The organism is Halobellus rufus, from assembly GCF_000739575.1.
GTDB lineage: Archaea > Halobacteriota > Halobacteria > Halobacteriales > Haloferacaceae > Haloquadratum > Haloquadratum rufum.
The window spans coordinates 1-26,645 of record NZ_BBJO01000019.1 but is presented as its reverse complement, the minus strand read 5'-3'; the positions used below and the strand labels follow the sequence as shown (position 1 = coordinate 26,645).

Here is a 26,645-nt window from a genome sequence, read left to right as displayed (position 1 = left end):
AGTGGCTTGTGATAGGCTATCTCGGGGCGTTGAGCATTCGTCAAAATCCTTTTCAGAACTGCTCAGCGGGGCCTGCGGACTCCTCGTCGACTTGTTCGTACATCTCATCCGGGAACGGGAGGCTGCCCCAGATCGAGTAGGGACACTGGTCCTGGCCGATACAGTAGCGCTGTAGATCGTCGTTATCGCAGTTCATCGGCAACGGCGTGTCGCCGTCGATCGTGTTCGAGAATTCGTAGCGAACCTGGTACTCGGTCTCCTGCTCGTCGTACCACGGCCACCTGGAGAAGACGTCCTTGAGGTCCGCGACGATCTCGTCGAGGCTGCTGTCTCGGTACTGCGGCAGCCACATCACCATCCGCGCGAAGTTATAGAGGTCCTTCCGGACGGGCTTCTTCTCGTGTAGTCGCTCCTCCATATTCGCCAGACAGGGGAGTTCGAAGAGGTCGTCGATTTCCCGCACCTCGATCTGTTCAGCGCCGGTTCCGTCCCGCCCGATTCGATAGGTGTTGACGCGCCCGTCGCGGTCGATGGTGACCGCCGAATGTGACTCGTGGTCGGCCAACGTCTTGGCGAGACTGCTCGGACTCGAGATCCAATCCGTTACAGACGATTCCCAGTCGTCATCGGCCTCGTACGCCTCGACCGCTCGATAGAGCTCTTTCGCTGTAAGGAACTCCCCTCTCTGGGCGACGTCGTCGGGGGCGTCACTCAGGGCTCGCCGGAGGACGCGGATCGTCCGTTCGCCACGGTCCCAGTTCCGCCAGATGCGCTCGTGATGGCCGGTCTCGAGGAAGCGGTCGATCCGCTCCGTTATCGCGGACTCGTTCGTGGTCAGCCACGTCAGCTGGTCGTTGGAGAGCCCATCCTCCTGGACTCGCAGGAGCTTCTTGAACGCCCGCTCAGCGTAGTCCCGATACTTGCTGTCGAAATCACCGACCGGGACGTACAGCTTGTTGTCCTTCACTCGCGTCAGTATCTCTCCGTCGTCACTCCCCGTCGAATCCTTGTCCTCCCGAACGAGACATTTGCGTGAGGCTGCGGCCATTGGGATTTCGAGGTACAGGCCATCCCCGAACTCCTGCATCTCTGTGATGCCCGTACAGACCCGACCCGGATGCGGGCCATCCTCGCCGGGCTCTTTGCTGTACAGCACGTCGGCGATGTCCTGCTGGAGTGCCCCATCACCGCGAGCACGGGTGAGGGAGGCGAGATTGTTGACGTACAACTCACGGATGTCGTAGAGCACCTGGATGTTCCGGGGCGACGCGTGCTCGAACTTCGGGTGCTCTTTCACACAGATCGCACTCAGCGTCGCGAGCACAGCGAGCGTTCCCGGCTCGTCGACGAACGGCTCGTTGGCTGCGTCGGCACGAACCTGCTCTTTGAACGCTGCCGTCCCGAACCGCTCGACGTCATTCACGAGGTCTTCGGGCTGGTCCTCGCCGTCGACGACGTATCGGTTGTAGCCACGCGTAAACAGCTGGTTGATGCGGGTCTCACCGTACTGCAGCGGGAGTGCCGCAACTCGATACGCCATGTCCTCGTCGTCGGTAGGCGTACTGGGGCTCATTCGTCGATCACCTCGGGTGTCGCCGACCGAACGTCGAACGCCGGGCTCTCGATGGGTTGAACGATGCTACAGACGTCGGCGTGCAGCGAGTAGGGCAGGCGAGCGACACGCCGGCGGTCCGCCGTCACGACGGGGTCGATGGGGATGTCGTAGGTCTTGAGGAGGAGGTCGTTCAACACCTCGCGACTCTGCTCGTCGTATCGGTGCGCCGGGTCAGAGTCGAGGAGGTAGACGTGGACGCCTTGCCCGCTGTAGACGACCATCGTTTCCTCGGCGTCGAAATCGTCCTCGAAGATGTCGCGCACCTCGAACCCGTACTCGATGGCGCGGTCGACGTCTTCGAAGGCGTACGGATACCCGGTTGGCTCGGCGTCGAGGATGCCGGCGGCGTCGAGGAGTGCCTCGTCGTCCCGGTCGTCGATGTTGTCCGAGACAGCATCCGCGGCTCGTTCTCGAGCGATCTCCTTGGCGTCGATATCGACGAGGAGGACCCACGGCCGCTCCCAGTGATCGAGTGCGTAGTAGACGGCATCGGGGCGTGGATCCGGTTGCTCCAAGACTTCTGGATCAGCAAGTGCGAATTCGCTTCGGCCCAGCGGGTCGTTCCGTGCGGGATGGCGAACGAACTCAACGACGTCCTCAAAGCTGTTGAACTCCGCCGTCGTCCGATCGCCTGATGGATTCGTTTGCCACGTATCCCGCCGGATGAAGTCCTTGTCCGGCACCTCATCGTTGCGCACCGGATGGGCCTCGCGGAAGGCGACAGCGTACTGTTTCGGACCGGTCCCCGTGATGAACTCCGGCAGGTCGTCGACATAGCGGGGAAATTCCTCAGCGTAGTAGGCATAGATCTCCTCACGCGTTGCCTGTCGCCACGTCATGACTCGAGTCCCTCTTTGAGATTTTTGAACCCCCGAACGGTGGTCAGCCCGTCAGCACTGAGTTCCTCGACAGCGTCTCTAATGTTCGCGAACGACCGCGCCGACCGCCCACTGACAGGCTCGTCGATCCTGTCGGCGTCGGCCAACGCGTCGAGCACGCCGATGGCTGTCTCCCGAGTGTTGAACGCCCAAACTGCGTCGCCGTCCACGGCGCTGAGCTTGTCGTAATCCTCGACCGGGGCGTGCCTATTGTTACTCGCGAGCTCCGCTTCACCAGCCCAGACCAGATTGCCCTTATCGTCGAACCCGGCTACATCCAGCACCATTCCATCGTCGTATTCGTAGTACGGTTCGACGCGAACGACGCCGTCCTGCTGCTGGAGCCACAACTCGAGGAGTCGGACGCCGACCTTGTGCGGGGTTTTTTCGCCGAGGTCACCCTCGCCGGGACCGGCGTTCAGTTCCCTGCCGAGGAGGTCTCGCCCGGCCGGAAGCACGGTGTAGTACTTGCGGCCAGCAGCAGATCCCTCGTCCAATAGCTCCTGTTCCGTGAGCCGCTCCAGATGGAGGTCCTCGTAGTCGTCTCGCAGCTGGCGCATACTCTTCAAGAGCGTGTACTCGTCGTCGTCCCTGTTCATCACGTCAAGGACTTGGCTCAGGAATCGGACATCGTCGCGACTGAGCCCGCGTTCTCGAAGGTCGTCATCGGGAACGGGTACACCGCTGTCCTGAACGGGCGTTGATCCGTTCGCCGGTTGCGCTGCTTGGTCGGGAGCTGGGTCACCATCGCTAGCAGCGGGTTCCCCGAACAACGAACTGATCTCCCCGTGGTCTCCACCGGACTCGCTGTCCGTCTCGGGTTGAGTCGTCGACGTCGACCCGTCCTCGGTTGTCGCTTGGCTGATGAACGCGGACTGGTTCGGGTCGTCCCCCGTATCTCCATCAGCCGATGAGCCCGTCGTGTCGGCTCTTGAACTCCCCCACCCCGCCTCCTCGGGAGCCGGACTCGATTCAGTCGTCGCTGTCAGTCCGTACTGGGCCTGTGTCCGCTCGACCATCCGTGGCCGGGACACGGACTCGAAATGGTCTTCCTGGGGCTCTGTGAGCGGCTGGTCGCTTTCTGGATGCCCCGGCGCAATCGGGAGGGGCTTCAACGAAAACGGCGGCGGACCAGTCTCCCCGAAGGACGGGCTCGGGAGCTGGGCGATCCACTCGCCGCTCGGCAGCGTGTTGATCCGGTTGCGGAGTTCGGTCGGGCTGAGGTCCTCGTGGGCAAGCGACTCCGCTAGGTCGCGCTCGATCGAGATGTTCCCGATAAGCTTCGTCTTGATGTTGTTCAGCACCTCGTCATAGGCTCGCTCGTTCCGGTTCCGCACCTGTTCGGGGAACTGCATCACGAGGCCCATACTCAGGCCGAACGATCGGCCCTGCGGTAGCAGCTGCTCGGAGACCAGTTTCGTCGACGCGACCGGTGCCGCCTCCTCGATGATGAGGTTCGTGAGCTTCTCGTAGTCGGTCTGACCGTCGCGCCGGCGCACCTGCACGGCATCCCAGAGGTTGCTCAACAGCAGGAGTGTGATCGCTCGCTGTGCCTCCGGCCGCAGGTCGCCGAGGTCGAAGATGATGGTCGTGTCTTCATCGAGGAACTCGCGGAAGTCAAAGCGGTTGTCGACGTAATCGCCGGCGTCGTTCTGCTCGGGAACGTGGCTGAAGATCCGGCGGAGATGCGCGTCTTCTTTGAGCTTGTCGAGGCGGTTTCCGACGGCGTCCATCGACACCTGGAACTGGTGGTTGTCCTTCGCGAAGTGGCGCGTCAGCGATTCCTCAATATTCTGGTTGTCCGCAGAGACCGGGGGAATCGTCTGCTCGCGTTGCATCCGGAAGGCGGCGGCGAAGAGGTCGTCCAGCCCGAACACGTCGCTGCCGTACTCCTCGTCAAACAGCGCCTTGATGAGGTAGCTGAGGATCTCGTTCGCGACGAACGCTTGGCCGTACTGCTCGCGACCCATGATCATCCGGAGGATGTCGTGGAAGTGGTCGACCTTGTCCTGAATCGCGTCCTCACGGTTCCGGCCCGCTTCGAGCGCTGGGCGGATGTCGAAGAACGAGAACGCGGGGATCGTCTCGGGGACGCGGAAGTGGTAGATGTCGTCGAGGCCACCGAACCGCTCGTAGTGGCAGCGCAGGTAGTTCTCACACATTCCGTCCCCCTTCGGGTCGACGAGGACGACGGGGCCACCCGTCGTCTCGCGGAGCGAGAGCGCGTCGTTGATGATGGCCTTCGACTTCCCGCCACCAGTCGACGCGAACCGCCCGTAATGCGTGGGCAACAGGTCCGGCGGGATTTGGATCGGATTCGGTCGCGGCTCCCCGTTATCGTCGAGGGCATACCCGATCTCCATCCCGTCCTGGAACTGCTGGATCAGGTCGGGATTCGGCCACGGGAGCGGATTGCGGCTCTGCTGTTCGGCTCGAGTCCCCCGTGTTCCCTCAACGGTCAACTGTTCGGAGGAAGGGACGAGGATGAAGTTCGCGAGCTCCGTCCCACAGAGGACCAATTCGGGTCGGGTCTTCCCCCGGCCCGTCGTCAGCTCTCGGTTGAGAAGACGCTGGAGCGCGGCCCGTGCGTTTTTCTCCTTTGTTTTCTCACGAAAACCACTCTCTCGGAAACGCTGTCCCTCGACCTCGTAGAACGGCCCGTCGAGCGGATCGAACACCGGGAGAAGCGAATCCATGCGTGCATCGAGGTCGTCGCGAGTGCCATCAGTAGGGACGCCAACGGCGCGGATGTTCGCCGTGAACGACCGTTTGGCGTTTTTCGCGTCGATGTACTCGATCCGTTTCTCGACGGACTCACTGAGTTGTCGTTCGTCCTGGTCGCTCCGGTGGTCTTCGACCTCGAGGAACGACCCGACTACCTCCTGGAAGAACGTATCGCGGCCGTCGACGAGGTCCTCTTTCCGCACTTCTGCGTCGGATTGCCAGCTGCTGCGTCGTTGGAAGACGACTTGGAACGCGGTCGGGGCTGTCGCCTCCATAAGGTGGTCGATGAGCGTCGCGAGCGCGGCACCGGGTTGGTCGACCGAGGAGAGATTCCCGTCTGACTCGTCCGCTGTGAACGGCGTCAGCGACGTCATCCAGTCCTGCTTCCGCGACGCGGACCCACACCACTGGACACCGAGCGGGGAGACGGCGTCCTCGGCTGGCCGTGCCAGGATCGTACCTCTCGTCGTCATCGTCGGCTTCTCGATCGATGGCTGCTGCTCATCCTCAGGGAGTGTCTCAGGGGAGGCAAGTTCGAGAACGGAGTCGCCGACGACAACGTGATGGTCGGGAATTGTGGCGGATACCGTGCCGCCGTCGACGACCGGGTCCGTATTGGCTGCGTCACCGTCAGCCGGCTCTTCGTCGACGTGCTCGTACTGCTCCCCTGGACCAAACTCGTACTGAAGCCGCCCGGCTTCGTAGTGCTCGACGAACTCTTCTGGTGTCAACTCGACCGGCTGAATGAGACGGTCGGCGACGTCGACGTCGACGCGTTCGATATCGAACGTGGACGGGTAGATTGAGCGGAGCCGCTTTTCGACAGTATCGAGGTGGGCATCGGCGCCGTAGAAGAACTCCACCGGCTCATCCGGCCCCTCACTGATCGCGAGAAACTCGAACCGAGGCGGTGTCTCGCTGTTGAGCGGGTTTAGCTTTGCTCCGAGGCCCGACGACCCCGGCGTGGTCAGTTTGTAGAGGCTGTCGAGGACGCGGGGGATGCTTTCGGCATCGAGTTGTTCGGAGGTCGGGGTGACGCGCAGGTAGTCAGCCATTGTCGGTTCCCTCCGTTGACCCGCCGTCTGGCTCGGCTGCGACGGCGTCGGATTCATCTTCGGTGGTGTTCGTTTCGTTCGTTCCGTTCGTTACTCTCTCTTCTAGGTCCGCTTGGAATTCCTCCATCTCGCTATCGACAGCGCTGTCGCCGGCGCCGGGGAGTGAGGACCGAACTTGGGAGGTCGGGTCGAAGTCGATGACCTGTTTCTCCTTCGGCATCGCTTTGACCTGGATGCCGCGCCACTCGCCGTCGACGCCCACCAGCGCCTCGGAGAAGCCGGCGTCCTCGTTTCCAGGCACCGCATCCTGGACGAATCGCATCTGTGCGTAGTTCAGGCCGAACTCGTCGGCCCACTCCTCGTCCATCCCGTCGAGGCGGTGGAACTGCTTGACGGCACACTGATCGAGGATCGCCTCGGATTCGGCGTGCTCGAAGAACTCGTCGACGGTCTGTGTGACCAGCCGGATCGAGAGGTCGTGGTGGCGGTGGTGCCGGAAGACAGTCTCGAGGAACGCCAGACTGGCGGCGTCCTGCATGATGTAGCGGGCCTCGTCGATGTAGAACACGACCTCCTTGTCCGAGACCTTCGCTCGCTCGTACACCAGCGAGATGAGGAGCTGCATCGTCAGCGCTGTGCTGCTGTCCACGCTCCCTTCCTGCTGGGCGAGATCGAGATAGATGACCTTCTCGTCCCGGATATCGAAATCGGACTCCTGGCCGAGATTGGCGTGACGACCGTCGTCCTCGAAGGGGCGGAGCTGGTCGAGCAGCCACGTTGCGTCCTCTTTGATCTTCCCGGCTTCCTCGTCGGACCGCACGACGAACTCCTCGGGGTCGTCGACCATATCCTCGAAGACGTCCATCATGTCGCGGATGGTCGGGCTCGGGTTGCTGTGCGTGGAGATGTCGTCCGTAATGTCCTGGCGCTTGTAGGCGCGCTTGAGCCCGAGTTCGAGCGTCGTCCGCCGGTCGCCCAGCGAGATACCGCGGAGGGCGAAGAAGTTCGTGAGGAAGCTCATCGCGTCGTCGAGCTTCTCGTTGAACGGGCTCGCGTCCTCACCCATCGCCCGCTGGACGTGCTCCGGCGTCTCTCGGATTTCCAGCGGATTCAGACCGAGCGTTCCGCCGACCGTGATCCGTTTGGCGTCGAGGGCTTCCGAGACACCGGCCCAGTTGTTCAGCGGTTCGAGGATGATGCCGATGCGGTCCTTGCTCTGTTCGATGGATCGGATGAAGTTCTGCTTGGAACTGAACGACTTCCCTGAGCCCGTGTCGCCGACGGTGAACATCGCGTACCCGTTGTCTCGGGCGAACGGGTCGATGACCACAGGGCTCTGGTTGTCCTTGTGAATCCCGAACTCGACGCCGCCCTCCTCGAGGATCGTCGCGTTGTGCGGCGAGGAGAGTAATGCGCCGACGGCGCCGCCGAGTGCGATTGACGTGCGGCCGAACTCGTTGTCGCCGATGGGCGCGGCGGACTGAAGGGCGAGGTCCTGCCGACAGATTGCGGTCTTCGGCGTGAGGTTCGCCGGATCGTCACGAAGCGCACTCTTGACCTTCTGGACGGCGTCTCTGAGGTCGTCCTTCTCGTCGGCCCGAACGGTGATGAACATCCCCTGGTCGAAGACGCTCGCGCCGTTCTCGACAGCTGTGTACGTCGCTGCGGCCTCGTTGGCCCGCTCCTGAAGGTAGGCACTCCGGACGCTCTGTTCGAGGTCGGCATCCACCTGAAGATCGTCAGCGATGTCCTGTAGTTCGTTCCGGGCCCGCTCCTGATTCTTCGGCGTGATGTGGGCCGTCAGGTCGAACTGTACGTCGGTCATCTCGAAGAGGTCGCTGAGGTAGCCGTCGTTGGGGTAGTCCGGGTAGTCGGCGATGTACAGCGTCGTCGTCCACTGCTCGCCGACTCGTGCGGCTCGCGTTTCCCACTCGGCGGCAGCCGGCGCGGTCACCGTCTTGTGTGACTCGGCGATGTCGTCGAGGAGCTGGCGTTCGGCCTCGCCCTGTTCGAGTGTCTCCTCGTCGAGGACATCCGAGAACTCGACTTCTTCTGTGTCGTCCTCGGTGTACCAGTCCCAGAGGAGTTTCCCACCGATACCGAGCAGTACGACGAGGAGGAGATAGAGCGCTGCGCCCTCCGTAGAGGTCGGACTGGAGAGCCATCTGACGAGCTGGCTGCCCACGCCGCCCCCTGCTTGAAGGACCGAGCTACGCATCGAACGCATCCTCCCGGCGCGACTGGCCGATGATCGGTTGTTCGCGAACGACACGCTCTGCCTCGTCGTAGTCGTGTTCCCGACCGTTCCAGAAGTCCATATTCAACACGAAGAGTTCGACCGTGCTGAGCCGCCGAGCGGACCAGCCCGACGCCTGCTGGATGAACTCCGACCGCACGTCGTTGACTCGGCTGTCCAGCTTCTCGAACATCTGAGCGCGACGTTCGACGTCAGTGAGGTCCTCGCGACGGGTGACGAACGGGTTGAACAGGAAGCCGATGACGGGGAACTGCGTGAGCTTCTCAGCGGGCGTGCCCTCGTCGCGGAAGCGGTCGTAGACCTCCAGCGGGGAGACTTGAACGCCGATGTAGTATCGCACCTGCTGGATACCCCGTTCCCGCATCTCCTTCGGCCGGGTCTCCCGGTACTCCTCGAGGAGTTCCTTGAAGATCGGATTCTCCGTGACGTCCTCGTCGTTCAGGCGGTCCTCGATTTTCTCCGTGATCTGTTCGACCGGGAACGAGCGGGTCGTCGCGTGGAGTTTGAGCTTCGAGTCCAGCTCTTTGTTGGCGAAGTCCTCGCCGGCGTCCTGGAGTTGGGCCCAGTCGTCGGACATCGCGAAGTCCATGTTGTCGGGGTCGATCTCGATGAACGCCTCCATCGTCCCGTCGGCCCGCTGAATGGCTCCTGCGCCCGGCCACGCCCGCTCGATGTTCGTGATGTCCTGCGTCCGCTCGTCGGGCTTAAACGGCGTGTAGTTTGCGAGCCCGCCCTCGTTGCGCTCTGTCTCGTTGGTACTCCCGTCAGCGTCTTCGGGAGCACTGAAGGTAATCTGCGGTCGCTTGACGTACCGATAGACGTCCTTGGTCCATGTCCACGCGTTCAGGTGATCGGGAGAGACGTAGACGATGGCGACGCCAAAGCCGAAGCCGCCGGCGACGAACGGAAGCGCAAGCGATTCGATGCCCGTGAGGCCAGCGATGAACAGGCCGACGATCGGGAAGGCGATCAGGACGCCCACGTCACCCTCCTCGATGTTGAGGTAAGGGATGCGACTCTCCTCACCGAACTGATCCATGATGCGCCGTGCGGCTGCGTCTTGATCTATCGACATGGGTTGTTAGTAGCTTCCAGGGTCGTTCTCGGTCCGCCGGTAGGACGGCGTCCCGCTGTCTTCGTCACCATTCGTCCCTCGAGCTGCTGCTTTCTGGGCGACCGCGTGCCCTGCGGCGGCCTTGGGCCCCCATCGGGCTGCGGTCGTCGCGACGCCAGCCCCACCAACGTAGGCCCCGGCAGCCACGCCGCCGATGAGAGCCGCACCCTTCGTGGCGCCACCCAGAACCTTCGCTGTCAGTGGGGTTGCGTACTTGAACGTCTTCCAAGTCAGATACAGCGCAATCAGGGGGAGTGACGCTGCGACCAAGTAGCGTAAAAATGGGCTACTCGGGGCGATAGCGTTCTGTGAGTACAGTAGATCGTATCCTTTGAAAACCACCGCTGCCGGCAGAGGCAGGACGGCTAATGGCACGAATCGCTTGCTGAATCCCATCGCGATATCGGAGAGAACCGGAATATTGCCATATGCAAGAGCGAACGCAATCGGCATTCCGTACACGTAGACGTAGAGTAGAACCTCTCGAATGTAGTAGAGAGCCTCCAAGGCCCACATCGAAAGACCACCGACCAGGGCGAAGACGAGCGAAAGTCCGGGGTTCGTAAGGGAGACTTCGAGGAAGTTTAGCATCGCCTCTCCCAAGGAACTCAGACTCGGCATCAGGGCGACGGTGAACCCATCAACGATGTAGAGGCCGAGGATACTCACCCAGTACCAGGTGATGATTAGGAACGCACCGACCCACGCGGTTTTCTTGGTGCGCCTGGCCTCGTATGCACTACCGATATTGAAGATTCGGACCGTGTGTCGGCCTTGGACGCACATTACGAGGAGGAGAAGTGAGATCAACATGATCTCACCTCCGACTAGTGCATCCTGAATTGCAGGCCAGGGAGCATTTTGGGGTTCACCGAAGACGAACGCTCCGTTGGTATCTGGTGTCGGTGTTCCGAACATCTCCTCAGTAAGGGTCTCGTAGCCAGAGCGGAGACCGTCCATGAAGAGGCCGACAAACCAATCCACGACCTCTTTGAACCCCTCCAGTACGACGTCGATTAGATCAACCATGATTAGGCCTCACTGATGGAAATATCACAGCTATCTGAGTCCTGAGATGCTGAATACTGGATGTTGTACGTTTTTGTAATGCGATCTCCACCCACCCGTGTTTCTAGGATCAGCTCGAACTCGCCAGTCTTCGCCTCGTCAGAGCAGGAAGTTCCTGCTCCAGGAACGAAGGCAAATGGCGAGCGTGAACTGTAAAGCGTGACTTGGGCCCCTGGAGCGATTGTGACTTGTTCGACCTCCGAATCTGATTCAGGGTCGTAGATCCCGCTCACATCTTCATCGTCTACGTAGTTCGTACCCTCCTCGTCAGAGGGGTAGGGAACATCACCGATGAAGAGTAGTTTCGTTACCGCGTCTGGTCCACTCCCCCGATTTTCGACGGTGACAAAAGCCTCCTCTTCGATCTTGTCTTCTGGTCCATCCCACATCTCATCGGGTTGGTTTCTGCCAATTCCCATCTCGACGATTTCTAAGGTCGGCTGGACAGAGAGGGAACTCTCACCAACCGTCTCCTCACCGTTGAGAGCAACAACCTCGTACTCGCCCGGTGCGTAGCTCGTTCCGAGATCGAAGGAAACCTGTTGTGACCCCGCAGCGACTTCCCGCTGACCGAACAGCTCCCCATTCGGCTGAATGAGGTTGATCTGGTCGAACTCTGAGTCGGCGGCGAATTCGACGACGAGTGCTGTTCCATCGACGGTCACCTGCCGGAACACTCCCGACCCATCTGCGGGGCTCTCACTCCCATTCGGAGTGGTACTTCCGTTACTGTCCAGGCACCCGGCCACACTCGCGAGCGCGGCGCCGGCGACTGTTCGAAGGGCGGTCCGTCTGCTGAGGTGGTGATTGTTTCGCGTCATGGATTGTTCTGGAAGATGTCTTCGGGGCCGAGCATCCGCAGGAGCCGTTTCCCGGCGTAGAACATCACGAAGAAGGGGAGGAGCTGCCATCCGACCTCGACGAAGAGAGCAAACCAGCCCTCGATTGTCCCGAGTGGATGCCAGCGGGCCGTCGCCGTATCACTCACGTAGGCGGGATTGTGGCCAAGCCACGACCCAGGGTGATACCGGGCGGTGTAGATCCCCGGTTGCTCCACCGTCACGATTGCGACGCCAGACGCGTTCGTTTCGACCCGTTGGTCCGCGATGGTGATGTATCCGTTCCGAGCCCCGCCACCGATCGGATACCGGCGACCGCCTCCGCCGAGTCCAATCGGAGTTCCCGTCTGGTTATCTCGAAGCTCGATACGGAGCGTCGCCTGTGACTGGTTTTGCCGGATCACCTCGACGGAGAGGTTACTGCGCCGAAGCTGTCGCTCAGAACCGGCATCAGGTGCGACGATAGAGGCGTTTACGCCACGGACGATGCCTGCAACGTGGAGATCCTCACGGTCGACTGTCTCGGCGCGGACGGCGAGACCATACGTCGTCGTGTAGGACTGGTTGACGATCTCGATGTTGATGTTCTCCCCGAGGGTTCCCACCGGCGATGGACGGTCCGTCCCCCAGGTATCGATGATCTCAGGACCATCACGGACTGGCTCAGCACGGGGACCGATCCGGGAGGGATACGCGTGGACGTAGACGGGGATCGCGTCGGACTCGACGGTCGAGCTCCCCGTCCGGCTGGACTGCACAAGCGTATCCCAGTTCGTGTTCCGGGCAGTGTAGAACCGCCAGACACCGCGAACGCGAGCACTCCCGTTCTCGGTTAGCGTGTAGCCCTGCCAGGGGCGGGACTGGAAGATCGCCACCCCGGCATCGCCGTTCGGGTATTCGGCGTAGTAGGGGTACGCCGTAAGGTCGTAGATCTCGACATTGATTGAATCCGTGACGTTGAGCGACTTGGTTTGGTACGTGACATCGACGTCCGTCTCATCACCTCGGTCGATCCGGACCGTCTTCTTCAAGCGAACGTCTATCTCTGCTTCGAGGGTGAATGTCGTACTCCAATCGTCCTCGATCTGGTACTCCAACGCGGGGGTGTGCGAGCCCTCCTGCTCGACGATGGTGGTTCCATCGTTGATGAGCCGGACCTCGTCGACCTCGTGGTTCGTCAGCGACCACTCGACCGTCCGATTGCCGGACGAACTCCCATTGGGGACACGAACACGGTAGTCGACGAACCCACGCATCGTCCCGTTCGGCGCGATGTAGAGCGGGGTTTCGCCCGACTCTAGGTGGCCTCGCGTCGATGGTTGGACGGCGAATATCGTGGCGTGCGCATCTTCGATGTAGACGCCGTCTTCCAGCGAGGCGTGAGGTGGGTGAATGGAGGTGTCCGACCCGCCGGCGTTCAGGTCCTTGAAGTCGTTCCGCGTCCACGTCGCCGCGGTCGCTGGTGGGCGCTTGAACGTGATGTCCGTCCCGTTCGCGAGCTGTTGCATCGCGGTCCGAGACTCCCCGTACCGCTCTTGGTACTCCTCCTGGCTGATGTAGTCGTCCGAGTCGCGAGACCACAGCGTCGCCGATTCGTTCTCAGTGAGCCCGTTGTCCTCAGTTCCTGGCCGTGGTGGGGCAGCCGTGACGATACCCGTGACTACACTCGTCACGCACAGTGCGGCCATGATTATGGAGAGCTCTCGGCGTTCCATAGGGCTCACAGCGGGGGTGGGAGCGGTTTACCAGGGGACGAGGTCGACACACTGGGCCAGCGGGAGGCCCATCATCGATCCGGCGACGGTGTACAGGGGACCGAGCACCACGAGGACGACCGCTGATTTCATCGCGGAGCGTTTGTGGCGCTTGAGGCCCTTCTTCTGTTCGGGATTGAGGGTGAACATCTCGATGAGGGAGTCAGCCTGCCAGACGATGGCGAGGCCGACGATCCCCAGCGCGGTGGTGAGCTGGAAGAATCCCTCAATCATACTCGGGAGGTTATCCGCGCTGCAGACCGCGTTGGTCTGCGCGGCAGCGGGTTGGACGGCGAACAGGCTCAGCAGGACAATCGTAACTGCGGCTTGCCTGGGAAGCCTGCTTCCCGACGACGAGTCTGTTTCGGAGCTACGCTCAGGGTCGGAGGGAGTACTATCCTGTGTCATAGCGGGTTAGTCGTTGGAAGCTTCTCCAGCCGGTGAGCAGCTCCGTGGCTCCTCGACGAGCGACTGGAGATCATCGAAACGGTTCGTCTCCTCTGCGATCTCTTCGAGCGTGTAGCCCTGTTCGCGGGCCCGGTCGAGGAGGTCACGGAGCTCATCTGGGTCGATACCGCGGACGTCCATTTCCTCGCGGAGGGCGCGGCGATAGAGGGCAGAGGCGTTGATGTGGTCGTTCCACATCAGGTATAGGTCATCGATCTCCTCGATGGTGACTGACCGTGTAATCATACGTGCGGGTATGGGTATGCACCGGCTGAATCCCGGTACATGTTGACGCGGTAGTTGGAAGACTCCTAAATGCTTTCTGGCTATCAAAGGGTGCAAGAATGTTGGATAAACTAAAATAGGATTACTTGTTCACTCCGTAGAAAACTTAACCAACAAATCGCGGGTGTGGAGAGCAATTGTTGGTTAAAGCCGAGAATCAGCTCGCTTACTCGAGCTCCACAACTTCGCCGCTCCCCTCGTCGAGGATCTCTCGAACCTCGGCCAAGAGTTCCTGTCCTTCCTCGTGGAGGGCTGTACCTTCATCGAGGTCGCATTCGTCCGCGTCGAGCTGATCAATGATCTCCTCGACGCGACTCAGTCGATCGTGGATTTCGGCGTCTTTTGCCACGGTTAAATCACCCCCAGCCAAAGCCCGGTGATGACCAACAACAGCAACAGCAGCACAGCGATGGCGGTCTTGTAGTAAATCGGTGGAAGGCCCTCGGGTGCGGTCGCTTCACCGACTGCTTCGGCGAGCTCCTGTTCGTGTTCGTGGTCCTGCTGGAAGGTCTCGTACGCGGCGTCGAGCTGTTGCTCCAGCGGCTCAATCTCACTCGCAAGGAACTCTTTGCGGGAGGTCACGATATACTCGCCGGCGGCGGTCGGCGTGATCGTCGCGACGTCCGCCACCTGATCCGCGATGAGTCGGTCATCAGTGTGTCCAATCGCGGTGACCACCGGGGTATTCGCGGTGAAGATCGCCTCCGCAACCCGCTCAGTGTTGAAGGCTTGGAGGTTCGAATCGCTCCCACCGCCCCGACCGACGATGATGGCGTCGACGTCCTCCGAGCGGTCGAGATGGTGGATGCCGTTCGCGATGGACGTTGGTGCGTTCGACCCCTGGACGGTTGCGTCCTTCACCAGGATGTCGACGGTGGGGCCCTGTCCGTGGATTGCGTTCTGGATGTCGTACCGGGCGTCTCCTCGAAGGGACGTGACGACGCCAATCTGCTCCGGGAACGCCGGCGGTTGCTGTTTCTGCTCGTCGTCGAACCAGCCTCGCTCTTCGAGTTCGCTTCGCAGTCGCTCGACGGCGGCTGCCTGGTCGCCGTCGCCGACGACGATCACCTCCCACGGTTTGAGGTCGATTTTCCCACCTTCAACCCAGTAGTCGATATCGCCCTCGAGGATGACTTCGGCCCCGTCCTCGAGGTCGGCGTCCATCTCCCGGTAACGGTTCGCCCAGATCATACAGGGGAGCTCGGCCTCGCCGTCGGTGAGCGTGAAGTAGAGCGCCGTACTGTTCTTGTGGAGGTCAGTGACCTCCCCGATACAGCGGACGCCGTTGAGGGCAGGCGTGTCCTGGACGACCGACGCGATCCGGTCGTTCAGCTGGGACACGCTAAGGACCTCTCTCGCATCGGGTTCGACTGCCTGCCGTTCGGTATCCGGTGCGTCCGCCATCTCCGTTTCCTACCTTCTGACCAGGAACCTCAAAAAGCTACGTTCAGGTGACGGGAGTGGCTGCGTTATGAAGGCCTACAGATCGCGGGGCTGTACCGTCTTCCGGTCGTTGGCCTCAGCGCGCTCTGCGGCGTCGTCGAGCAGTTCGGCGACCTCTTCGTTGAGGGCGTCGTAGAAATCCGCCGAGACGTTGTGGTCCGAGAGCGCGTCCTTCACGGCTGCTTTGACGATTAGGTCAGACATTCCATCGCAGATTTCTCCTGTCCACCATATAAAGTTTCGAAGTTCTCACGTAGTCTTCCTAACCAGTCACGCCGAATTCGCCTCTGAGTACCAGAGAGAACATATGCCACCCCTCAAAAATGGGGAACAGACAGATGCACGATCTAACTGGGTTCCAGCGGGATATCTTGTACGTAACAACCGGGCTCGAGGAACCACATGGGCTCGCAATCAAGGACGAACTCGACGACTATTACGAGCAGGAGATCAACCACGGCCGTCTCTATCCGAATCTCGATGATCTCGTCAACAAAGGACTGCTCGAGAAGGGTGAACTCGACAAGCGGACGAACGTATACACAGTCACACAGCGTGGTCAGCGTGAAATAGAAGCACGACGTGAGTGGGAAAACCAGTATTTGGAGAGCAAAGAATCGATTCCAGCATAGCACCCACCAACTATCCGAAGCGATGGTCTCCCCAAGGAATCCCTCTTGTAGTAGCCAGAATAGCCTCAGTCAGCGGGCTGTGCCTCCGTAGCTGGTGTCCCGCTTGGAAGCTCGGGAATGGACAGGTCCACACGGCGGAGTAGCTGTGCGTTGATCGCGACGATTACTGTACTCAACGACATCAGGAGCGCACCCACAGCGGGGGACAGCAGAATCCCGATCGGTGCCAACACGCCTGCTGCAAGCGGAATCGCGAAGACGTTGTAGCCGGCGGCCCAGACGATGTTCTCCTGCATCTTCCGGTAGCTCGCCTTGCTCAGCTTGACCAGCCGAACGACATCCATCGGGTTGTTCTGGACCAGGATGACATCCGCCGACTGGACCGCAACGTCGGTGCCGCTCCCGATTGCGATGCCGACGTCTGCCCGCGTCAGCGCCGGCGCGTCGTTGACGCCGTCCCCGACCATCCCCACGAGCTTCCCCTGATCCTGGAGTTCCTGGACTTTCTTGTCCTTGTCCTCGGGGAGTACCTCCGCGAACACCGTGTCGATACCCAGTTCGTCCGCGACAGCGTTAGCAACGTCCTGAGAGTCGCCCGTCAACATCGCCACCTCGATATCGAGATCGTGGAGCGCGTCGACGACGGCGTAGCTTTCCTCCCGGATCACGTCGGCCATCGCGAAGGCAGCGATCAGTTCTCCGTCGCGAACGAGATACACTACTGTCTGTGCGTTCTCACCAGCCTCGTCAGCAAAGCGCTGGAGGTGGGCTGGTATCTCGCTATCGAGTTGGGTCAACAGGTTCGGCCCGCCGACGTACACCTCGTTGCCGTCGACGATCGCGCGGACGCCTCGGCCTTTGATCGCCTCGAAGTCGGTCGCGTCAGGGGCGCGAAGATCACGCTCGTCGGCTGCTTCGCGGATGGCTCGTGCGATCATGTGCTCGGAGTCGCTCTCTACGGCCGCTGCCATCTCGAGTGCGTCATCCTCGGTGACGCCGTCGACGGTCGCCATATCCACGACACCGTGTTCGCCTTCGGTGAGCGTCCCCGTCTTGTCGAAGATGATCGCGTCTAGATTCCGTGCGTCCTCCATTGCAATCCGGTCGCGAACAAGCATCCCGTTCCGAGCGGCGAGCGACGTGTTGATCGCGACCACAAGGGGAATGGCGAGCCCGAGTGCGTGCGGACAGGCGATGACGAGCACCGTCACGACACGCTCGATAACGGTCGCATCGAACGAGACTGCAAGTGTCCATGCGATTGCTGTCACGACTGCCGCTCCGAGCGCGACGTAGAACAGCCACCCAGCCGCACGGTCGGCCAGTACCTGCGTCTTGGACTTGCTCTGCTGGGCTTCCTCGACAAGTCGCATAATGCCCGCGAGCGTCGTCTCATCACCAGTCGCACCGACGCGCACGCGGAGACTCCCGTCGCCGTTGATCGTCCCGCCGATCACCTCATCACCGGGTTCCTTCGAGACCGGTTTCGACTCGCCAGTAATCATCGACTCCTCGACGTCCGAATCACCCTCTTCGACGATCCCGTCAGCAGGGACACTCGCGCCGGGCCGGACAAGCACGAGGTCGCCCTCGGAGAGTTCGCTCACCGGGACTTCCTCGGTGTCGCCGTCGTCGGTGATGCGCTCGGCGGTATCCGGCATCAGCTTCGCCAGTTCGTCCACCGCGCTTGAGGCCCGGCGTACGGACCGCATCTCGATCCAATGGCCCAGCAGCATTATGTCGATCAGCGTCACGAGCTCCCAGAAGAACGCCGACTGCGTCGGGAAGACCACACTCGCGAGACTGTAAACGAACGCGACGGTGATCGCCATCGAGATCAGCGTCATCATCCCCGGTGACCGGTCTTTCAGCTCCGGGACAGCCATCTGGAGGAACGGAATCCCACCGTACGCGAAGACGATCACCGCGAAGACGGGGTTAATCCACTCGCTGCCGGGAACCGTCGGGACGGTGAAGCCTAGCCATTCCTGGAGGGTCGGGCTGTAGAGCAGGACAGGAATCGAGAGGAGCGTGGAGACGAAGAAACGACGTCGGAACATCTGCTCGTGGCCTTCGTGCATCCCACCGTGGTCCCCCTGGTGGTGGTCGTGTTCACCAGAATCGGTACTGTGATCGTGGTGTTCGTGCGTGGCAGACGAGTGGTTTGGAGGGGCATCAGATTCCATCGTGAGACCTCACATCAGGTTACTCTCTCTACCTACTCGGCCGGGTGTGAAATATCCCTGTGCCGACCGAGAGCACAGCAAGAAACCTGATTAACAGCAATCACCCTCGTCGGGTGACCACGCACACGCATTCCCCGTCGTCAGATCGTTCTCGTCGATATACGTCGAGAGACAGGCATAATTGCAGAAGTACTCAGGCGAGCCACAGTCGTCGTCGCAGTCGCGGACACAGATTGGATCGTGATCGAAAATACGCGACCCACAGTACGTACACGTCTCGTCCACATCAGGTGTTGCGACGGTCGTAGACATACCTCCACAAAGGGGGAACGCGACTGAAAGAGTTTCGTAGAGGGCACCGTTGACGTATTAACGACATCGGCCGGTCGCTGTTGACTCTCTCCTTCGGTGGAAATTCGTAGCATAAACCCAATATCTCAAAAGTATCCTCGCTTCTGAGCCTTGGTTTATTAATAGAAACGAGCATCAAGTAGGAGACCCTATATTCAACCGAGAACACTCTCAGGGGATAATTATGCCAACTACTTCAACCGACAACCAGCTCGTCACCATCGTCCTCGTCGTCCTCAGTGCCCTCCTCATTCTCCCCGTCCTCTTCATGGGATTTGGAATGATGGGGTTCGGACCGATGATGGGTGGAATGTGGGGTGGTCATATGTGGGGTGACGGAACGGTCCCCGGGTGGATGGTCCTCGCCGGACTACTGATGCAGCTGCTGTTCCTCGCCGCCCTCGTCGGTGGGGGCTATCTCGTCTACCGCGCGATCACGGGGAACGGAAGTGACTCAGACCAAGCACTCGAGGAACTCCGACTCGCGTACGCTCGCGGCGAGCTGACCGACGAAGAATACGAACAGCGGAAAGACACACTCGAACGAGATAGCTGAATCCAGCCCACGGATGACCCAACTGGAGAAGCGAGGGGTTCCGCTCGATCAGTAGCGTTGAAAGCAGTCCACCGGCTCTTCGATGAAATTCCCGCTCGTGAACTTGATTAATCAGCGCTGACGAGTACTTCGTACGCAGATGGGCCACGTCTACTACCACCACTCCGGCGACAAGCAGTTCTCTCTTGACTTCGTCCATCCAGATCCTGACGAAATCATCTCGCAGATCGTCGGCTACGGCGACGATGTCGCAGTGAAGGTCCAAGAATACGATATCGACAAAACGTTCTACGTCATCTACACATCCCGCGTCGGCGGTGGACCTGTTCAAGAGATTGATTTTAACCTGAACGAGTCGCTCTCAGAGATGAGTGCCGACAACAGTACCATCGTCGTTCGTCTCCTCGAGATTTACCGCGCACTTATCGCTCAGAACGAAGAAGAAGAGGGAACTCCCGTTGAGGCGTACAAGAATATCGACGTCGATGCACTGCCGGACGTTCTCGACCGGACGTCGTGGGAAGGATCAGCAACAGATGTAGCGGGCCGACTCGCCTCGAATCTAATCCTCAAACACGCGCTTCCGAATGCCAACCATCGAACCGCTGTAGCGTTGATTCAGTTCTACCTCCGGCGTCTGAACCCGGATTTTGCCATGCCGGAAACCGCTGTAAAGACCGATCCAGAATCCTACGACTGGCGGGAATGGGTAAACGAGTACATCAACGAATCGAAGCGACTGTTGACCGTTCGACGGAAGAACGTCCTCTTCAAGCATCTGTATAGCTTCGGTGCGCGGACGCTTGAGCGAAAACACGCAGTCGAGATCGATCTGACTGAATACGAGTTGGATATGTACCCGAGTGAGGCGAAAATCGTCTACGCGGAGAAGCACGAAGATCTCTGGGTTACGTTTGTTGAGGAGGCTGTCGAACGTGCCGGCTATCCGGAGCTAAAAGACACGTCTGGCCTCTCGAAAGCAGAATTCGCGGGGAAAATCCGGGATCTCGACTAAGCAGTTCTACTAGTCTTGAAGCGTGGCGACCGTTCGGCCCGTTTCCTCGGCCTCTTCGCTACGCGACATATTGTACGTCGCGAGCGCTTCGTCAACCGCTTGGTCAAGACTCATTGGTCAACCGAATCTTAGTTCTTCTACTGTATAAACGCTTGCCTCGCTCTGGAGAACAGAGATGGAGCCCTTCCCCAAGCCCTAGTCAGCCAGTTCATAGTCATTGGTAAGCGTATTACGAGCTATTTGTCTGGGTCGTATTTCAATTATCTTGGGTAATGGATGGTGACCTGGCAAAGATATCATAAGGAGTAGGCGAGAACTGGCGATATATGGGTAATGGCCGGGTGTTACCGGTGCTCGCTGTAGAAGATCAGCATCTACTGGTTAATGAAAACGGTTCTATCATTCAAGTACAGAATAATGTTCAGCGCCAGGTGACCCCCGGAGACTACGTCAACGTTGAAAACACTCTTGGACAGGACAAAGCGGTCGGCGTGGCGAGAGATGATGATCCGCCAGGCCAACATGCACGAGTAGAGAAGGTCACCAACAACTACATTCTAGTCCAGACGAACAGCGAACCACGGATACTCGAAAACCCCGCTGAAGATGTCTCACCGGGAGATGGTGTGTTACTCACGGAATTAGGTGAATTCTACAAGGTATTCAAGGAGGATGTCGTTGAACTCGACGATACTCCCCTAGATCACCTGCGAGAGGTGAACGAGACAGACTCGTCTGATCTCACACCAAAAAACGTCCCTGACAAGGAGTATGCTGATTTTGGTGGGATGGACAAGGTCGTTGAAGAAGTGAAATACAAAGTGGAAGTCCCCCTCAAGGAGCCAGAGCGATTCGAAGACGTCGGGATGAATGCTCCGAAAGGCGTGCTGTTCTATGGCCCACCGGGAACAGGCAAAACGTATCTGGCGAAAATCGTCGCAAATCAAGTCGAAGATGCGTCGTTTTACAGCATCAGAGGCCCCGAGCTATCTCATGAGTTGGTTGGCGGGACGGCACGGAAGCTTCGCGGGCTGTTCGAGAATGCTCAGAATAATCCGCCAGCGATCATCTTCTTTGACGAAATCGATTCGATGGCACCACGACGAGACAAAACAAGGGATGCCGGCCGTCGAACCGTCGGGCAATTGTTATCGCTGATGGATGGCATCGAAGAACGCGGTCGAGTGGTAGTCATCGGGACGACCAATTTGATAGGGGCAATCGACCCAGCACTCCGGCGACCCGGTCGGTTCGGGCGGGAAATCGAGTTCCCCCGCCCGTCACGCGAAGGCCGACGAGAGATCCTCAACATCCACAAACCTGACGTTGAATTCGCTGACACCGTGAATCTTGAGGACCTTGTCGAGAAGACTAATGGGTGGACGGGCGCTCATATGGAATCACTATTCGAGGAGATTGGAGAGATTCTGCTGAAGGGAGAACGGGACAGGGAGGGGAGTCCGACCATTCGTCGGATGGACGTTGAACGTGCCTATGAGAGGGTGCAGGCACAAATCAATAACAAGGAGGCACAACGACGACGAGAGCAAGAAGCCGAGGAGGGCACAGACTAATGGGACTAAGAGAATGGATTTCGAACCGGTTAGGAAGGGAGAATGGAGAGGACCAATCCCCAAGTGATGAATCACCAGAGAATGATTCCGTTGAGGACTTCGGTGACGGAGAGCCTGACGTTGAAGTAGACGATCGTGAGTACGAGAGGGAGCTTCGAGAGTTCGTCTATCTGGATCGGGATAGTGTTGTGAGTCTTCTCGCATCGATTGAAGGGGCTATCAAACAGGAACGGATTGAGCAGATTGGGAGTCAGTCAACGAAGCGTGTTGCTGGTGGCGTGAATGCAAGTATTTCTGGGGTGGGCGCGAAGGTAGAGGGCGAACAGGTGGAGATGGGTGAGAGTTCATCCGAAGTGGTACACAACTACGCGATCCAGTCCCTCTTCGACCAGTTAGATCAGCATCGACGGCGCGACGGGGATGTCGGTCTCATCGATTCGGACGAGGATACCAAGGTAGATGTCTCCGAAGTAATCCGAGGGAAGATTCTTCGAGTTGATGTTGAGCTGGAGACGCACTATTTGTATCGGTTTTATAAGGTGATGATGTACCTCCAGGAGAACATTCCTGAGGCAGTTGGTCCAGAGGACGAAGATGTCCTAGAGCTTATCGAATCAATGTTTGGGGCGGAGATTCCAGTGAGTGGACGCGTTCTCGGTTACCAGGTAAAGAATGGGAGGATTCAGCCAGGTAATCCGGACGATTCTGACGGGGAGCCACTCCATATCGTGGGCCAGCTGAACGCCCTAAAGCTCTGGCAAGACGTTCCTGATGCCCTGTTTGACGAGGAAGATTACACTATATTCTGTCGTGTCAAAGAGACGTATGAGGAGGAGTCGTGGCACCCGCTGAGCCTCGCACAGAAAATCGAAACCGTCTCTCCGCCGCTGGCTCAGCTATTAACCCAATTTATGGAACGTGCGGCAGCCCTCGCCAAAGAGGAGGCGAGCGAACAGTTCAGTGATGATGCGGATCTAGTTGATTGGATAGATACGCTCGCTGAATTTGATGAACGAGCAGGGATTGACGAGGTCGGGGACGATCTTCATCGGGGGTTCATAACCGAGTATGTAGTTGAAGAAGGGGTCCCAGCACTCTCCCCCTATGGCGGAACAGAACTGATTGACTTTTATACTGATTATGCGACGTATCTTCGAGACCACGATGTCTCCCTCTCGAAAGAAGACGAAGCAAAAGCTACTGACTACATGATATTCGAGGAACGCAGATCTATGGGTAGTGAAGGAGAAGCTATCGATGTTGATGCCCTCCAAATCGAATCGCAAATAGTCGCCATCTACTGGTGACACTATTTCAGGCAGATTCCAACCGGCTTAGATGATATCTGCTCCGTCCACAGAGCGCCCCATTGAAATCGGAAAGGTGCTACACTGATCCCCAACAGAGCCTTTTTGTTATGATTGAGGGAGAGTCCATAGCCTTCACTCTTCAATCGATTTGTTCTAGTGCTTCGGTTGCGACATCACCGAGTTCACCAGCCTCGATATGCGAGTATCGCTCCCGAACCATCTCTTCCGAGTTATCGAGATACCGGGCCGCCACCGTGTATCCGAACGCTCGGACAAGCACCTCTCCCATCCCTCGGCGACCGCCGTGCGGAGCAAGATAATCGTGTTTCGGGTGGTCGATGTCGATCCCTGCGGCATCCGAGAGCCGCTGGAGAATCGACCGTGCGCCGTCCGTCGTGATCGACGGCGGCCGAATGTCCTCATCGAGCGCCAGCAGCAGGTCGCGAGCGTACTCCGCACGGCGTTCAGTGATTGCTTCTGGGCGTTCCCCTCGTTCGGCTAGCTCTTCCCGGACGAGCTCCGCGAGCGTCCGTTGGTCGAACGTCGGAAACACCGGCCACCGCTCCGTCAGCGGGTCCATTAGCTGGCGATAGCTTCGCAGCGGAGAAATCACTGGATCGGGGAGACTCGCGGCGTCCCACTGCTGTTTCTTCCGGTAGACGTCCATACTCCCGTCGTCAAGGGAGAGGTCCTCCCAGCGGACGCCGCGCCGACGTGGGTCGTTGGGATCCCGGAGGAGTTCCCCAACGCGGACAGCTGTGTACGCGAGGACGAACACGAGCGCCCGGTCACGAGCTGCCTTCAGCGCTGCGTAGCGCGCTCGCTGTTTGTCGATGGGGTCAGTATCCTCCGGTAGTGTCGTGTACGCCTCGACGGCATCACGGGCCTGTTCGTCGACGTAGCGGGTCAGAGCATGGCGCTGCTCGGACGTCCAGGCCTGCTGGTCGCCGGGCTTGCGGCCGTCGTCTTCCGGCAGCGGCGCCATCGCACTCGCCCGCTGCGCATAGTGTGCCTCGAGGTAGCCCTCGTTGACGCACCAGCCACACCACGCGGAGATATAGCGGTAGTAGGTTTGGACAGTATTCTGCTTGAGTCCCCGGTCGCCGGCGAGATGTCGGGCGTACTCGCGGAAGACCCGTTCGTCGAGGTCCTCGAAGGTGGGCTCTCTGTCGACATCGTCGGGGACGATCCCGGTCCAGTCGTCACGACCCCGATCGCCGGCAGCCCACTCGACGAATCGCTCGAGCTCGCGTGCAGCGTTCCGTCGATAGTTTCCACCGTCGCCACCGCGACCTTTCCCCTTGTCCTGGAGGTATCGCTCGAACGAGTCGGAGAGTGAGGTCAATGGCGTTCGTTCCGTGGGTGTAGTCCGGTCCATAGTGCTCTCTTGAGATATCCAAGTCAGTCACACAGACAGACGCCACCTTCCCGAATCTGGTTCACTGCGAACTGGTGGACGGCACTGGCGAGGTCGGTCATTGCTTCCGCCTGTTCTTCAGTTGGACGTCCGCCGCCGTAATAACTCTCTGTGCGATTCTCGCTGTAAAGGTCCTTCATCGCCTCTGCAGTCTCCCGCTCAAACAGCCCGATCTGGTGGGCACGCTCGTAGCTGAACTGGTGGTCCTGAAAGTCCTGAAGCGTATCGTTCGTCATCGCGAGCGCGTACGCCTCGATCGACCGTTCAATCGCGCCGAAACAGACCTCGATGACGGCCGTGTAGTACCCGTCCTGTGACTGGAGGGTGTCAACAACCTTGAGGAGGCGACACGCTTTCGTCAGTTGAGTCTTCCAATGTTCGTCGGCACTAATCCCGTCCTCGAACGCTGCCCGACCGCGTCCGACCATCTCGAAGGCATCCTCTGCGCGGTCGAGTGCTGAGAGTACAGCGGTCGGGTCCGAGCCGTTACTCATCGGCGACTCCTTCCTCCAAGAGGAGGTTCTCGACGGTTTCGAAGTCACTCGTCTTGTAGACCGGAATTCCTGACACGACGATCTCCCGGATGCCCTCAGTGTAGGCCGGAATCGCTTTGACGGCTTCGACATCGATATCGTAGGCGTATCGATCACCATCGAACTCCGTGTCTTCGAGGTCACGGGCAATGGCGTTCGCTTCTCGTTGGCTTTCGGCCCGCCCAGATCGGGTTAACACCCAGAGATCGATATCGCTCCGTCGGTCAGCCTCGCCCCGAGCCACACTCCCATAGAGGATGATGCCGACCACGTCGGTGATGTTCTCACGAAGTTCCGTGACCGCTGCTTTGACCGGTTCCTGATACTCTGGTTGGGGAATGCGAAGGATCGGGTCGTCCGGAATCGACAGGCGCTGTCTGTTGATCTGTACGAGTCGCTGGTTGCTTTCAGGCGATTCGACGACCAGGTCGTTCGCTCTGAGAACGTCTACTGCCCGTCGGACGGACTGGTGTGAGTGACCGATTTGTGTTGCGAGTTCTCGCAGTGAGAACTCACTGAATCGGTGATTTGTTAAAAAGAGGAGGGCGTCGCTCGTTGCCTTGTGTTTGAATAAAGTCGGATCTGAAGGCGGTATTGAAAGGGAGATAGCTGCTCCAGACGAATTCGTACTATCTGTCTCGCGGTTCATATGCCGTATCACGGACCACTACTATAAAAACATTATACGTGAATCGGGATCAGCCTAAATATTCATCTGCCAGCAGCGGACGTGCGGAGAACGAGGTCCGTCACCTCAGGGGCTCACCACATTCGGTCGCTGGGGCCAGAAAGTCCCACTCTCGGATGGCAAAACCCACAATTTCGATTCGCCGCTGGAGCTGTTCCCACTCACGCGCGATCTCTCGGCGACGATCCTCTTCGGTGACGTCGAGTCCCTGGTCGGCAATCGTCCCGCGAAGATGGTTCGGGGATTCGACATCGAACTCGTCTTCCCATCTTCGAATCCGAGCGTTCATCTCAGTGAGTCGTTTAGTGAGGTCTTCGACGGTATGACCGCTGTCCCGGAGGCGTATGGCCTCGTTGAGCGCTTGACGACGATAATCGGGCGAGTATGTCGTGTGGGCCCCGGTGTCGTCACGGTGGAGTACGCCGTTGTCGACGAGACGTTCGAGGACACGTTTAGTTGGTTCGTGTGACCAGTCCGCTTCGGAGGCAATCCAGTTAGCTGTCCGCGGCTCCGAAACCTGCCGGGCGATCATTCGTACCCGGTCTTCACCCGTGGGTTGGCGTTCCATCGGGCCCTCGGAACTCGATTCACCCCCAGTCATACATCACCGTTCGTGCGGTGTCGTAATATAGGTCCTAGGCATCTGGTCAATCACGAAGGCTGTCCTCGCAGATCACGCGGGCTCGGCTGAGGGGCCCAGGGAAATCTTGAACCTCGTTCTTGGCGGCTCTACCCTGGGGGAAACGATGGTATGAGCCGGTTGCAGCATTCGTGCTTCCCCGACAGCGTCGGGGTACTTCAAAGTGGTCGTGATTACGGGCATAATCAGGACCACCGGTGACAGAAGTCTCATAACCATTTTTCCTATGATAGAAGGGTTCTATCCCCCGAAGTTCGGGTTTGT

Annotated in this window: 24 protein-coding genes; 5 read left to right on the top strand and 19 right to left on the bottom strand. The window is 59.4% G+C overall.

Translation table 11 applies throughout. The features are described 5' to 3' along the window. Positions 1-52: 52 nt before the first annotated feature. The 13 genes from ACP99_RS09050 to ACP99_RS08990 all read right to left on the bottom strand — a co-directional run bounded on the left by ACP99_RS09050 (position 53) and on the right by ACP99_RS08990 (position 15,683). A complete protein-coding gene (locus tag ACP99_RS09050) occupies positions 53-1,573 on the bottom strand; it encodes a primase-associated protein (RefSeq protein WP_049986296.1) in 1,521 nt (506 codons plus the stop codon). Continuing rightward, positions 1,570-2,454, bottom strand: coding sequence for a DNA primase (locus tag ACP99_RS09045; RefSeq protein WP_049986295.1), 885 nt, complete (start codon positions 2,452-2,454; stop codon positions 1,570-1,572). Before ACP99_RS09045 ends, ACP99_RS09050 begins: the two co-directional genes overlap by 4 nt. After that, positions 2,451-6,272, bottom strand: a complete 3,822-nt coding sequence (locus ACP99_RS09040; RefSeq protein ID WP_049986294.1) for an ATP-binding protein — start codon at positions 6,270-6,272, stop codon at positions 2,451-2,453. Before ACP99_RS09040 ends, ACP99_RS09045 begins: the two co-directional genes overlap by 4 nt. Continuing rightward, positions 6,265-8,499, bottom strand: coding sequence for a VirB4 family type IV secretion system protein (locus tag ACP99_RS09035; protein WP_197052412.1), 2,235 nt, complete (start codon positions 8,497-8,499; stop codon positions 6,265-6,267). Before ACP99_RS09035 ends, ACP99_RS09040 begins: the two co-directional genes overlap by 8 nt. Beyond that, positions 8,483-9,604, bottom strand: coding sequence for a hypothetical protein (locus ACP99_RS09030; RefSeq protein WP_049986292.1), 1,122 nt, complete (start codon positions 9,602-9,604; stop codon positions 8,483-8,485). The genes ACP99_RS09035 and ACP99_RS09030 overlap by 17 nt, the downstream gene beginning before the upstream one ends. Before the next feature lie 6 nt (positions 9,605-9,610). Beyond that, positions 9,611-10,672, bottom strand: a complete 1,062-nt coding sequence (locus tag ACP99_RS09025; RefSeq protein WP_049986291.1) for a hypothetical protein — start codon at positions 10,670-10,672, stop codon at positions 9,611-9,613. A gap of 2 nt (positions 10,673-10,674) precedes the next feature. Next, positions 10,675-11,532: a hypothetical protein gene (locus ACP99_RS09020; RefSeq protein ID WP_345775637.1), complete on the bottom strand. Its 858-nt coding sequence runs from the start codon at positions 11,530-11,532 to the stop codon at positions 10,675-10,677. After that, positions 11,529-13,265: a hypothetical protein gene (locus ACP99_RS09015; protein WP_081927331.1), complete on the bottom strand. Its 1,737-nt coding sequence runs from the start codon at positions 13,263-13,265 to the stop codon at positions 11,529-11,531. The genes ACP99_RS09020 and ACP99_RS09015 overlap by 4 nt, the downstream gene beginning before the upstream one ends. A gap of 27 nt (positions 13,266-13,292) precedes the next feature. Further along, a complete protein-coding gene (locus ACP99_RS09010) occupies positions 13,293-13,712 on the bottom strand; it encodes a hypothetical protein (RefSeq protein WP_049986288.1) in 420 nt (139 codons plus the stop codon). A gap of 6 nt (positions 13,713-13,718) precedes the next feature. Further along, positions 13,719-13,997 carry a hypothetical protein gene (locus ACP99_RS09005; RefSeq protein ID WP_049986287.1) on the bottom strand — a complete coding sequence of 93 codons (279 nt, stop codon included), beginning with the start codon at positions 13,995-13,997 and terminating at the stop codon, positions 13,719-13,721. A 205-nt stretch (positions 13,998-14,202) separates the two neighbouring features. Then, complete coding sequence (xseB, locus tag ACP99_RS09000; RefSeq protein WP_049986286.1) at positions 14,203-14,385, bottom strand: exodeoxyribonuclease VII small subunit; 183 nt, start codon at positions 14,383-14,385, stop codon at positions 14,203-14,205. A 2-nt stretch (positions 14,386-14,387) separates the two neighbouring features. Further along, positions 14,388-15,440, bottom strand: coding sequence for an exodeoxyribonuclease VII large subunit (xseA, locus tag ACP99_RS08995; protein ID WP_049986285.1), 1,053 nt, complete (start codon positions 15,438-15,440; stop codon positions 14,388-14,390). A gap of 75 nt (positions 15,441-15,515) precedes the next feature. Next, on the bottom strand, positions 15,516-15,683 hold the full coding sequence (locus ACP99_RS08990) for a DNA-binding protein (RefSeq protein WP_004048632.1): 168 nt from the start codon (positions 15,681-15,683) through the stop codon (positions 15,516-15,518). Positions 15,684-15,817: 134 nt separating this feature from the next. Here ACP99_RS08990 and ACP99_RS19135 point away from each other — a divergent pair, with 134 nt between their 5' ends. Continuing rightward, positions 15,818-16,111: a PadR family transcriptional regulator gene (locus ACP99_RS19135; RefSeq protein ID WP_081927345.1), complete on the top strand. Its 294-nt coding sequence runs from the start codon at positions 15,818-15,820 to the stop codon at positions 16,109-16,111. Between the two features lie 65 nt (positions 16,112-16,176). On the opposite strand, the gene ACP99_RS08980 is transcribed toward ACP99_RS19135, so the two are convergent. After that, the gene (locus tag ACP99_RS08980) at positions 16,177-18,192 is read right to left on the bottom strand and encodes a copper-translocating P-type ATPase (RefSeq protein ID WP_049986283.1); all 2,016 of its coding nucleotides are present in this window, start codon (positions 18,190-18,192) and stop codon (positions 16,177-16,179) included. Between the two features lie 195 nt (positions 18,193-18,387). Beyond that, a complete protein-coding gene (locus ACP99_RS20860; RefSeq protein WP_081927329.1) occupies positions 18,388-18,609 on the bottom strand; it encodes a hypothetical protein in 222 nt (73 codons plus the stop codon). A 223-nt stretch (positions 18,610-18,832) separates the two neighbouring features. Here ACP99_RS20860 and ACP99_RS08975 point away from each other — a divergent pair, with 223 nt between their 5' ends. The 4 genes from ACP99_RS08975 to ACP99_RS08960 all read left to right on the top strand — a co-directional run bounded on the left by ACP99_RS08975 (position 18,833) and on the right by ACP99_RS08960 (position 23,100). Further along, positions 18,833-19,204 (top strand): SHOCT domain-containing protein, encoded by a 372-nt coding sequence (locus tag ACP99_RS08975; protein WP_049986282.1) that lies wholly within the window; start codon positions 18,833-18,835, stop codon positions 19,202-19,204. Positions 19,205-19,343: 139 nt separating this feature from the next. Beyond that, positions 19,344-20,219 carry a hypothetical protein gene (locus ACP99_RS08970; protein ID WP_049986281.1) on the top strand — a complete coding sequence of 292 codons (876 nt, stop codon included), beginning with the start codon at positions 19,344-19,346 and terminating at the stop codon, positions 20,217-20,219. Positions 20,220-20,569: 350 nt separating this feature from the next. Next, positions 20,570-21,793, top strand: a complete 1,224-nt coding sequence (locus ACP99_RS08965) for an ATP-binding protein (protein ID WP_197052411.1) — start codon at positions 20,570-20,572, stop codon at positions 21,791-21,793. Beyond that, positions 21,793-23,100: a DUF6414 family protein gene (locus ACP99_RS08960; protein ID WP_049986279.1), complete on the top strand. Its 1,308-nt coding sequence runs from the start codon at positions 21,793-21,795 to the stop codon at positions 23,098-23,100. The genes ACP99_RS08965 and ACP99_RS08960 overlap by 1 nt, the downstream gene beginning before the upstream one ends. A 142-nt stretch (positions 23,101-23,242) precedes the next feature. Here the strand turns inward: ACP99_RS08960 and ACP99_RS08955 are convergent, their stop codons facing one another. The 4 genes from ACP99_RS08955 to ACP99_RS08940 all read right to left on the bottom strand — a co-directional run bounded on the left by ACP99_RS08955 (position 23,243) and on the right by ACP99_RS08940 (position 26,342). Next, a complete protein-coding gene (locus tag ACP99_RS08955) occupies positions 23,243-24,481 on the bottom strand; it encodes a tyrosine-type recombinase/integrase (protein WP_049986278.1) in 1,239 nt (412 codons plus the stop codon). A gap of 23 nt (positions 24,482-24,504) precedes the next feature. Continuing rightward, positions 24,505-25,014, bottom strand: a complete 510-nt coding sequence (locus tag ACP99_RS08950; protein ID WP_197052410.1) for a DNA-binding protein — start codon at positions 25,012-25,014, stop codon at positions 24,505-24,507. Next, entirely contained in the window at positions 25,007-25,702 is a 696-nt protein-coding gene (locus tag ACP99_RS08945; RefSeq protein ID WP_049986277.1) for a nucleotidyltransferase domain-containing protein, read from the bottom strand. Before ACP99_RS08945 ends, ACP99_RS08950 begins: the two co-directional genes overlap by 8 nt. 100 nt (positions 25,703-25,802) lie before the next feature. Then, complete coding sequence (locus tag ACP99_RS08940; RefSeq protein ID WP_049986276.1) at positions 25,803-26,342, bottom strand: DUF7342 family protein; 540 nt, start codon at positions 26,340-26,342, stop codon at positions 25,803-25,805. Positions 26,343-26,645 lie beyond the last annotated feature (303 nt).

Coding starts and splice junctions, on each gene's coding strand:
- ACP99_RS09045 (WP_049986295.1), bottom strand. CDS start 2,454: ATGACGTGGCGACAGGCAACGCGTGAGGAGATCTATGCCTACTACGCT.
- ACP99_RS08975 (WP_049986282.1), top strand. CDS start 18,833: ATGCCAACTACTTCAACCGACAACCAGCTCGTCACCATCGTCCTCGTC.
- ACP99_RS09015 (WP_081927331.1), bottom strand. CDS start 13,265: ATGGAACGCCGAGAGCTCTCCATAATCATGGCCGCACTGTGCGTGACG.
- ACP99_RS09010 (WP_049986288.1), bottom strand. CDS start 13,712: ATGACACAGGATAGTACTCCCTCCGACCCTGAGCGTAGCTCCGAAACA.
- ACP99_RS20860 (WP_081927329.1), bottom strand. CDS start 18,609: ATGTCTACGACCGTCGCAACACCTGATGTGGACGAGACGTGTACGTAC.
- ACP99_RS09005 (WP_049986287.1), bottom strand. CDS start 13,997: ATGATTACACGGTCAGTCACCATCGAGGAGATCGATGACCTATACCTG.
- xseA (WP_049986285.1), bottom strand. CDS start 15,440: ATGGCGGACGCACCGGATACCGAACGGCAGGCAGTCGAACCCGATGCG.
- ACP99_RS08955 (WP_049986278.1), bottom strand. CDS start 24,481: ATGGACCGGACTACACCCACGGAACGAACGCCATTGACCTCACTCTCC.
- ACP99_RS08960 (WP_049986279.1), top strand. CDS start 21,793: ATGGGACTAAGAGAATGGATTTCGAACCGGTTAGGAAGGGAGAATGGA.
- ACP99_RS08970 (WP_049986281.1), top strand. CDS start 19,344: ATGGGCCACGTCTACTACCACCACTCCGGCGACAAGCAGTTCTCTCTT.
- ACP99_RS08990 (WP_004048632.1), bottom strand. CDS start 15,683: ATGTCTGACCTAATCGTCAAAGCAGCCGTGAAGGACGCGCTCTCGGAC.
- ACP99_RS08950 (WP_197052410.1), bottom strand. CDS start 25,014: ATGAGTAACGGCTCGGACCCGACCGCTGTACTCTCAGCACTCGACCGC.
- ACP99_RS09025 (WP_049986291.1), bottom strand. CDS start 10,672: ATGGTTGATCTAATCGACGTCGTACTGGAGGGGTTCAAAGAGGTCGTG.
- ACP99_RS09020 (WP_345775637.1), bottom strand. CDS start 11,532: ATGACGCGAAACAATCACCACCTCAGCAGACGGACCGCCCTTCGAACA.
- ACP99_RS09035 (WP_197052412.1), bottom strand. CDS start 8,499: ATGCGTTCGATGCGTAGCTCGGTCCTTCAAGCAGGGGGCGGCGTGGGC.
- ACP99_RS08980 (WP_049986283.1), bottom strand. CDS start 18,192: ATGCACGAAGGCCACGAGCAGATGTTCCGACGTCGTTTCTTCGTCTCC.
- ACP99_RS19135 (WP_081927345.1), top strand. CDS start 15,818: ATGCACGATCTAACTGGGTTCCAGCGGGATATCTTGTACGTAACAACC.
- ACP99_RS09050 (WP_049986296.1), bottom strand. CDS start 1,573: ATGAGCCCCAGTACGCCTACCGACGACGAGGACATGGCGTATCGAGTT.
- ACP99_RS08940 (WP_049986276.1), bottom strand. CDS start 26,342: ATGACTGGGGGTGAATCGAGTTCCGAGGGCCCGATGGAACGCCAACCC.
- ACP99_RS08945 (WP_049986277.1), bottom strand. CDS start 25,702: ATGAACCGCGAGACAGATAGTACGAATTCGTCTGGAGCAGCTATCTCC.
- ACP99_RS09030 (WP_049986292.1), bottom strand. CDS start 9,604: ATGTCGATAGATCAAGACGCAGCCGCACGGCGCATCATGGATCAGTTC.
- ACP99_RS09040 (WP_049986294.1), bottom strand. CDS start 6,272: ATGGCTGACTACCTGCGCGTCACCCCGACCTCCGAACAACTCGATGCC.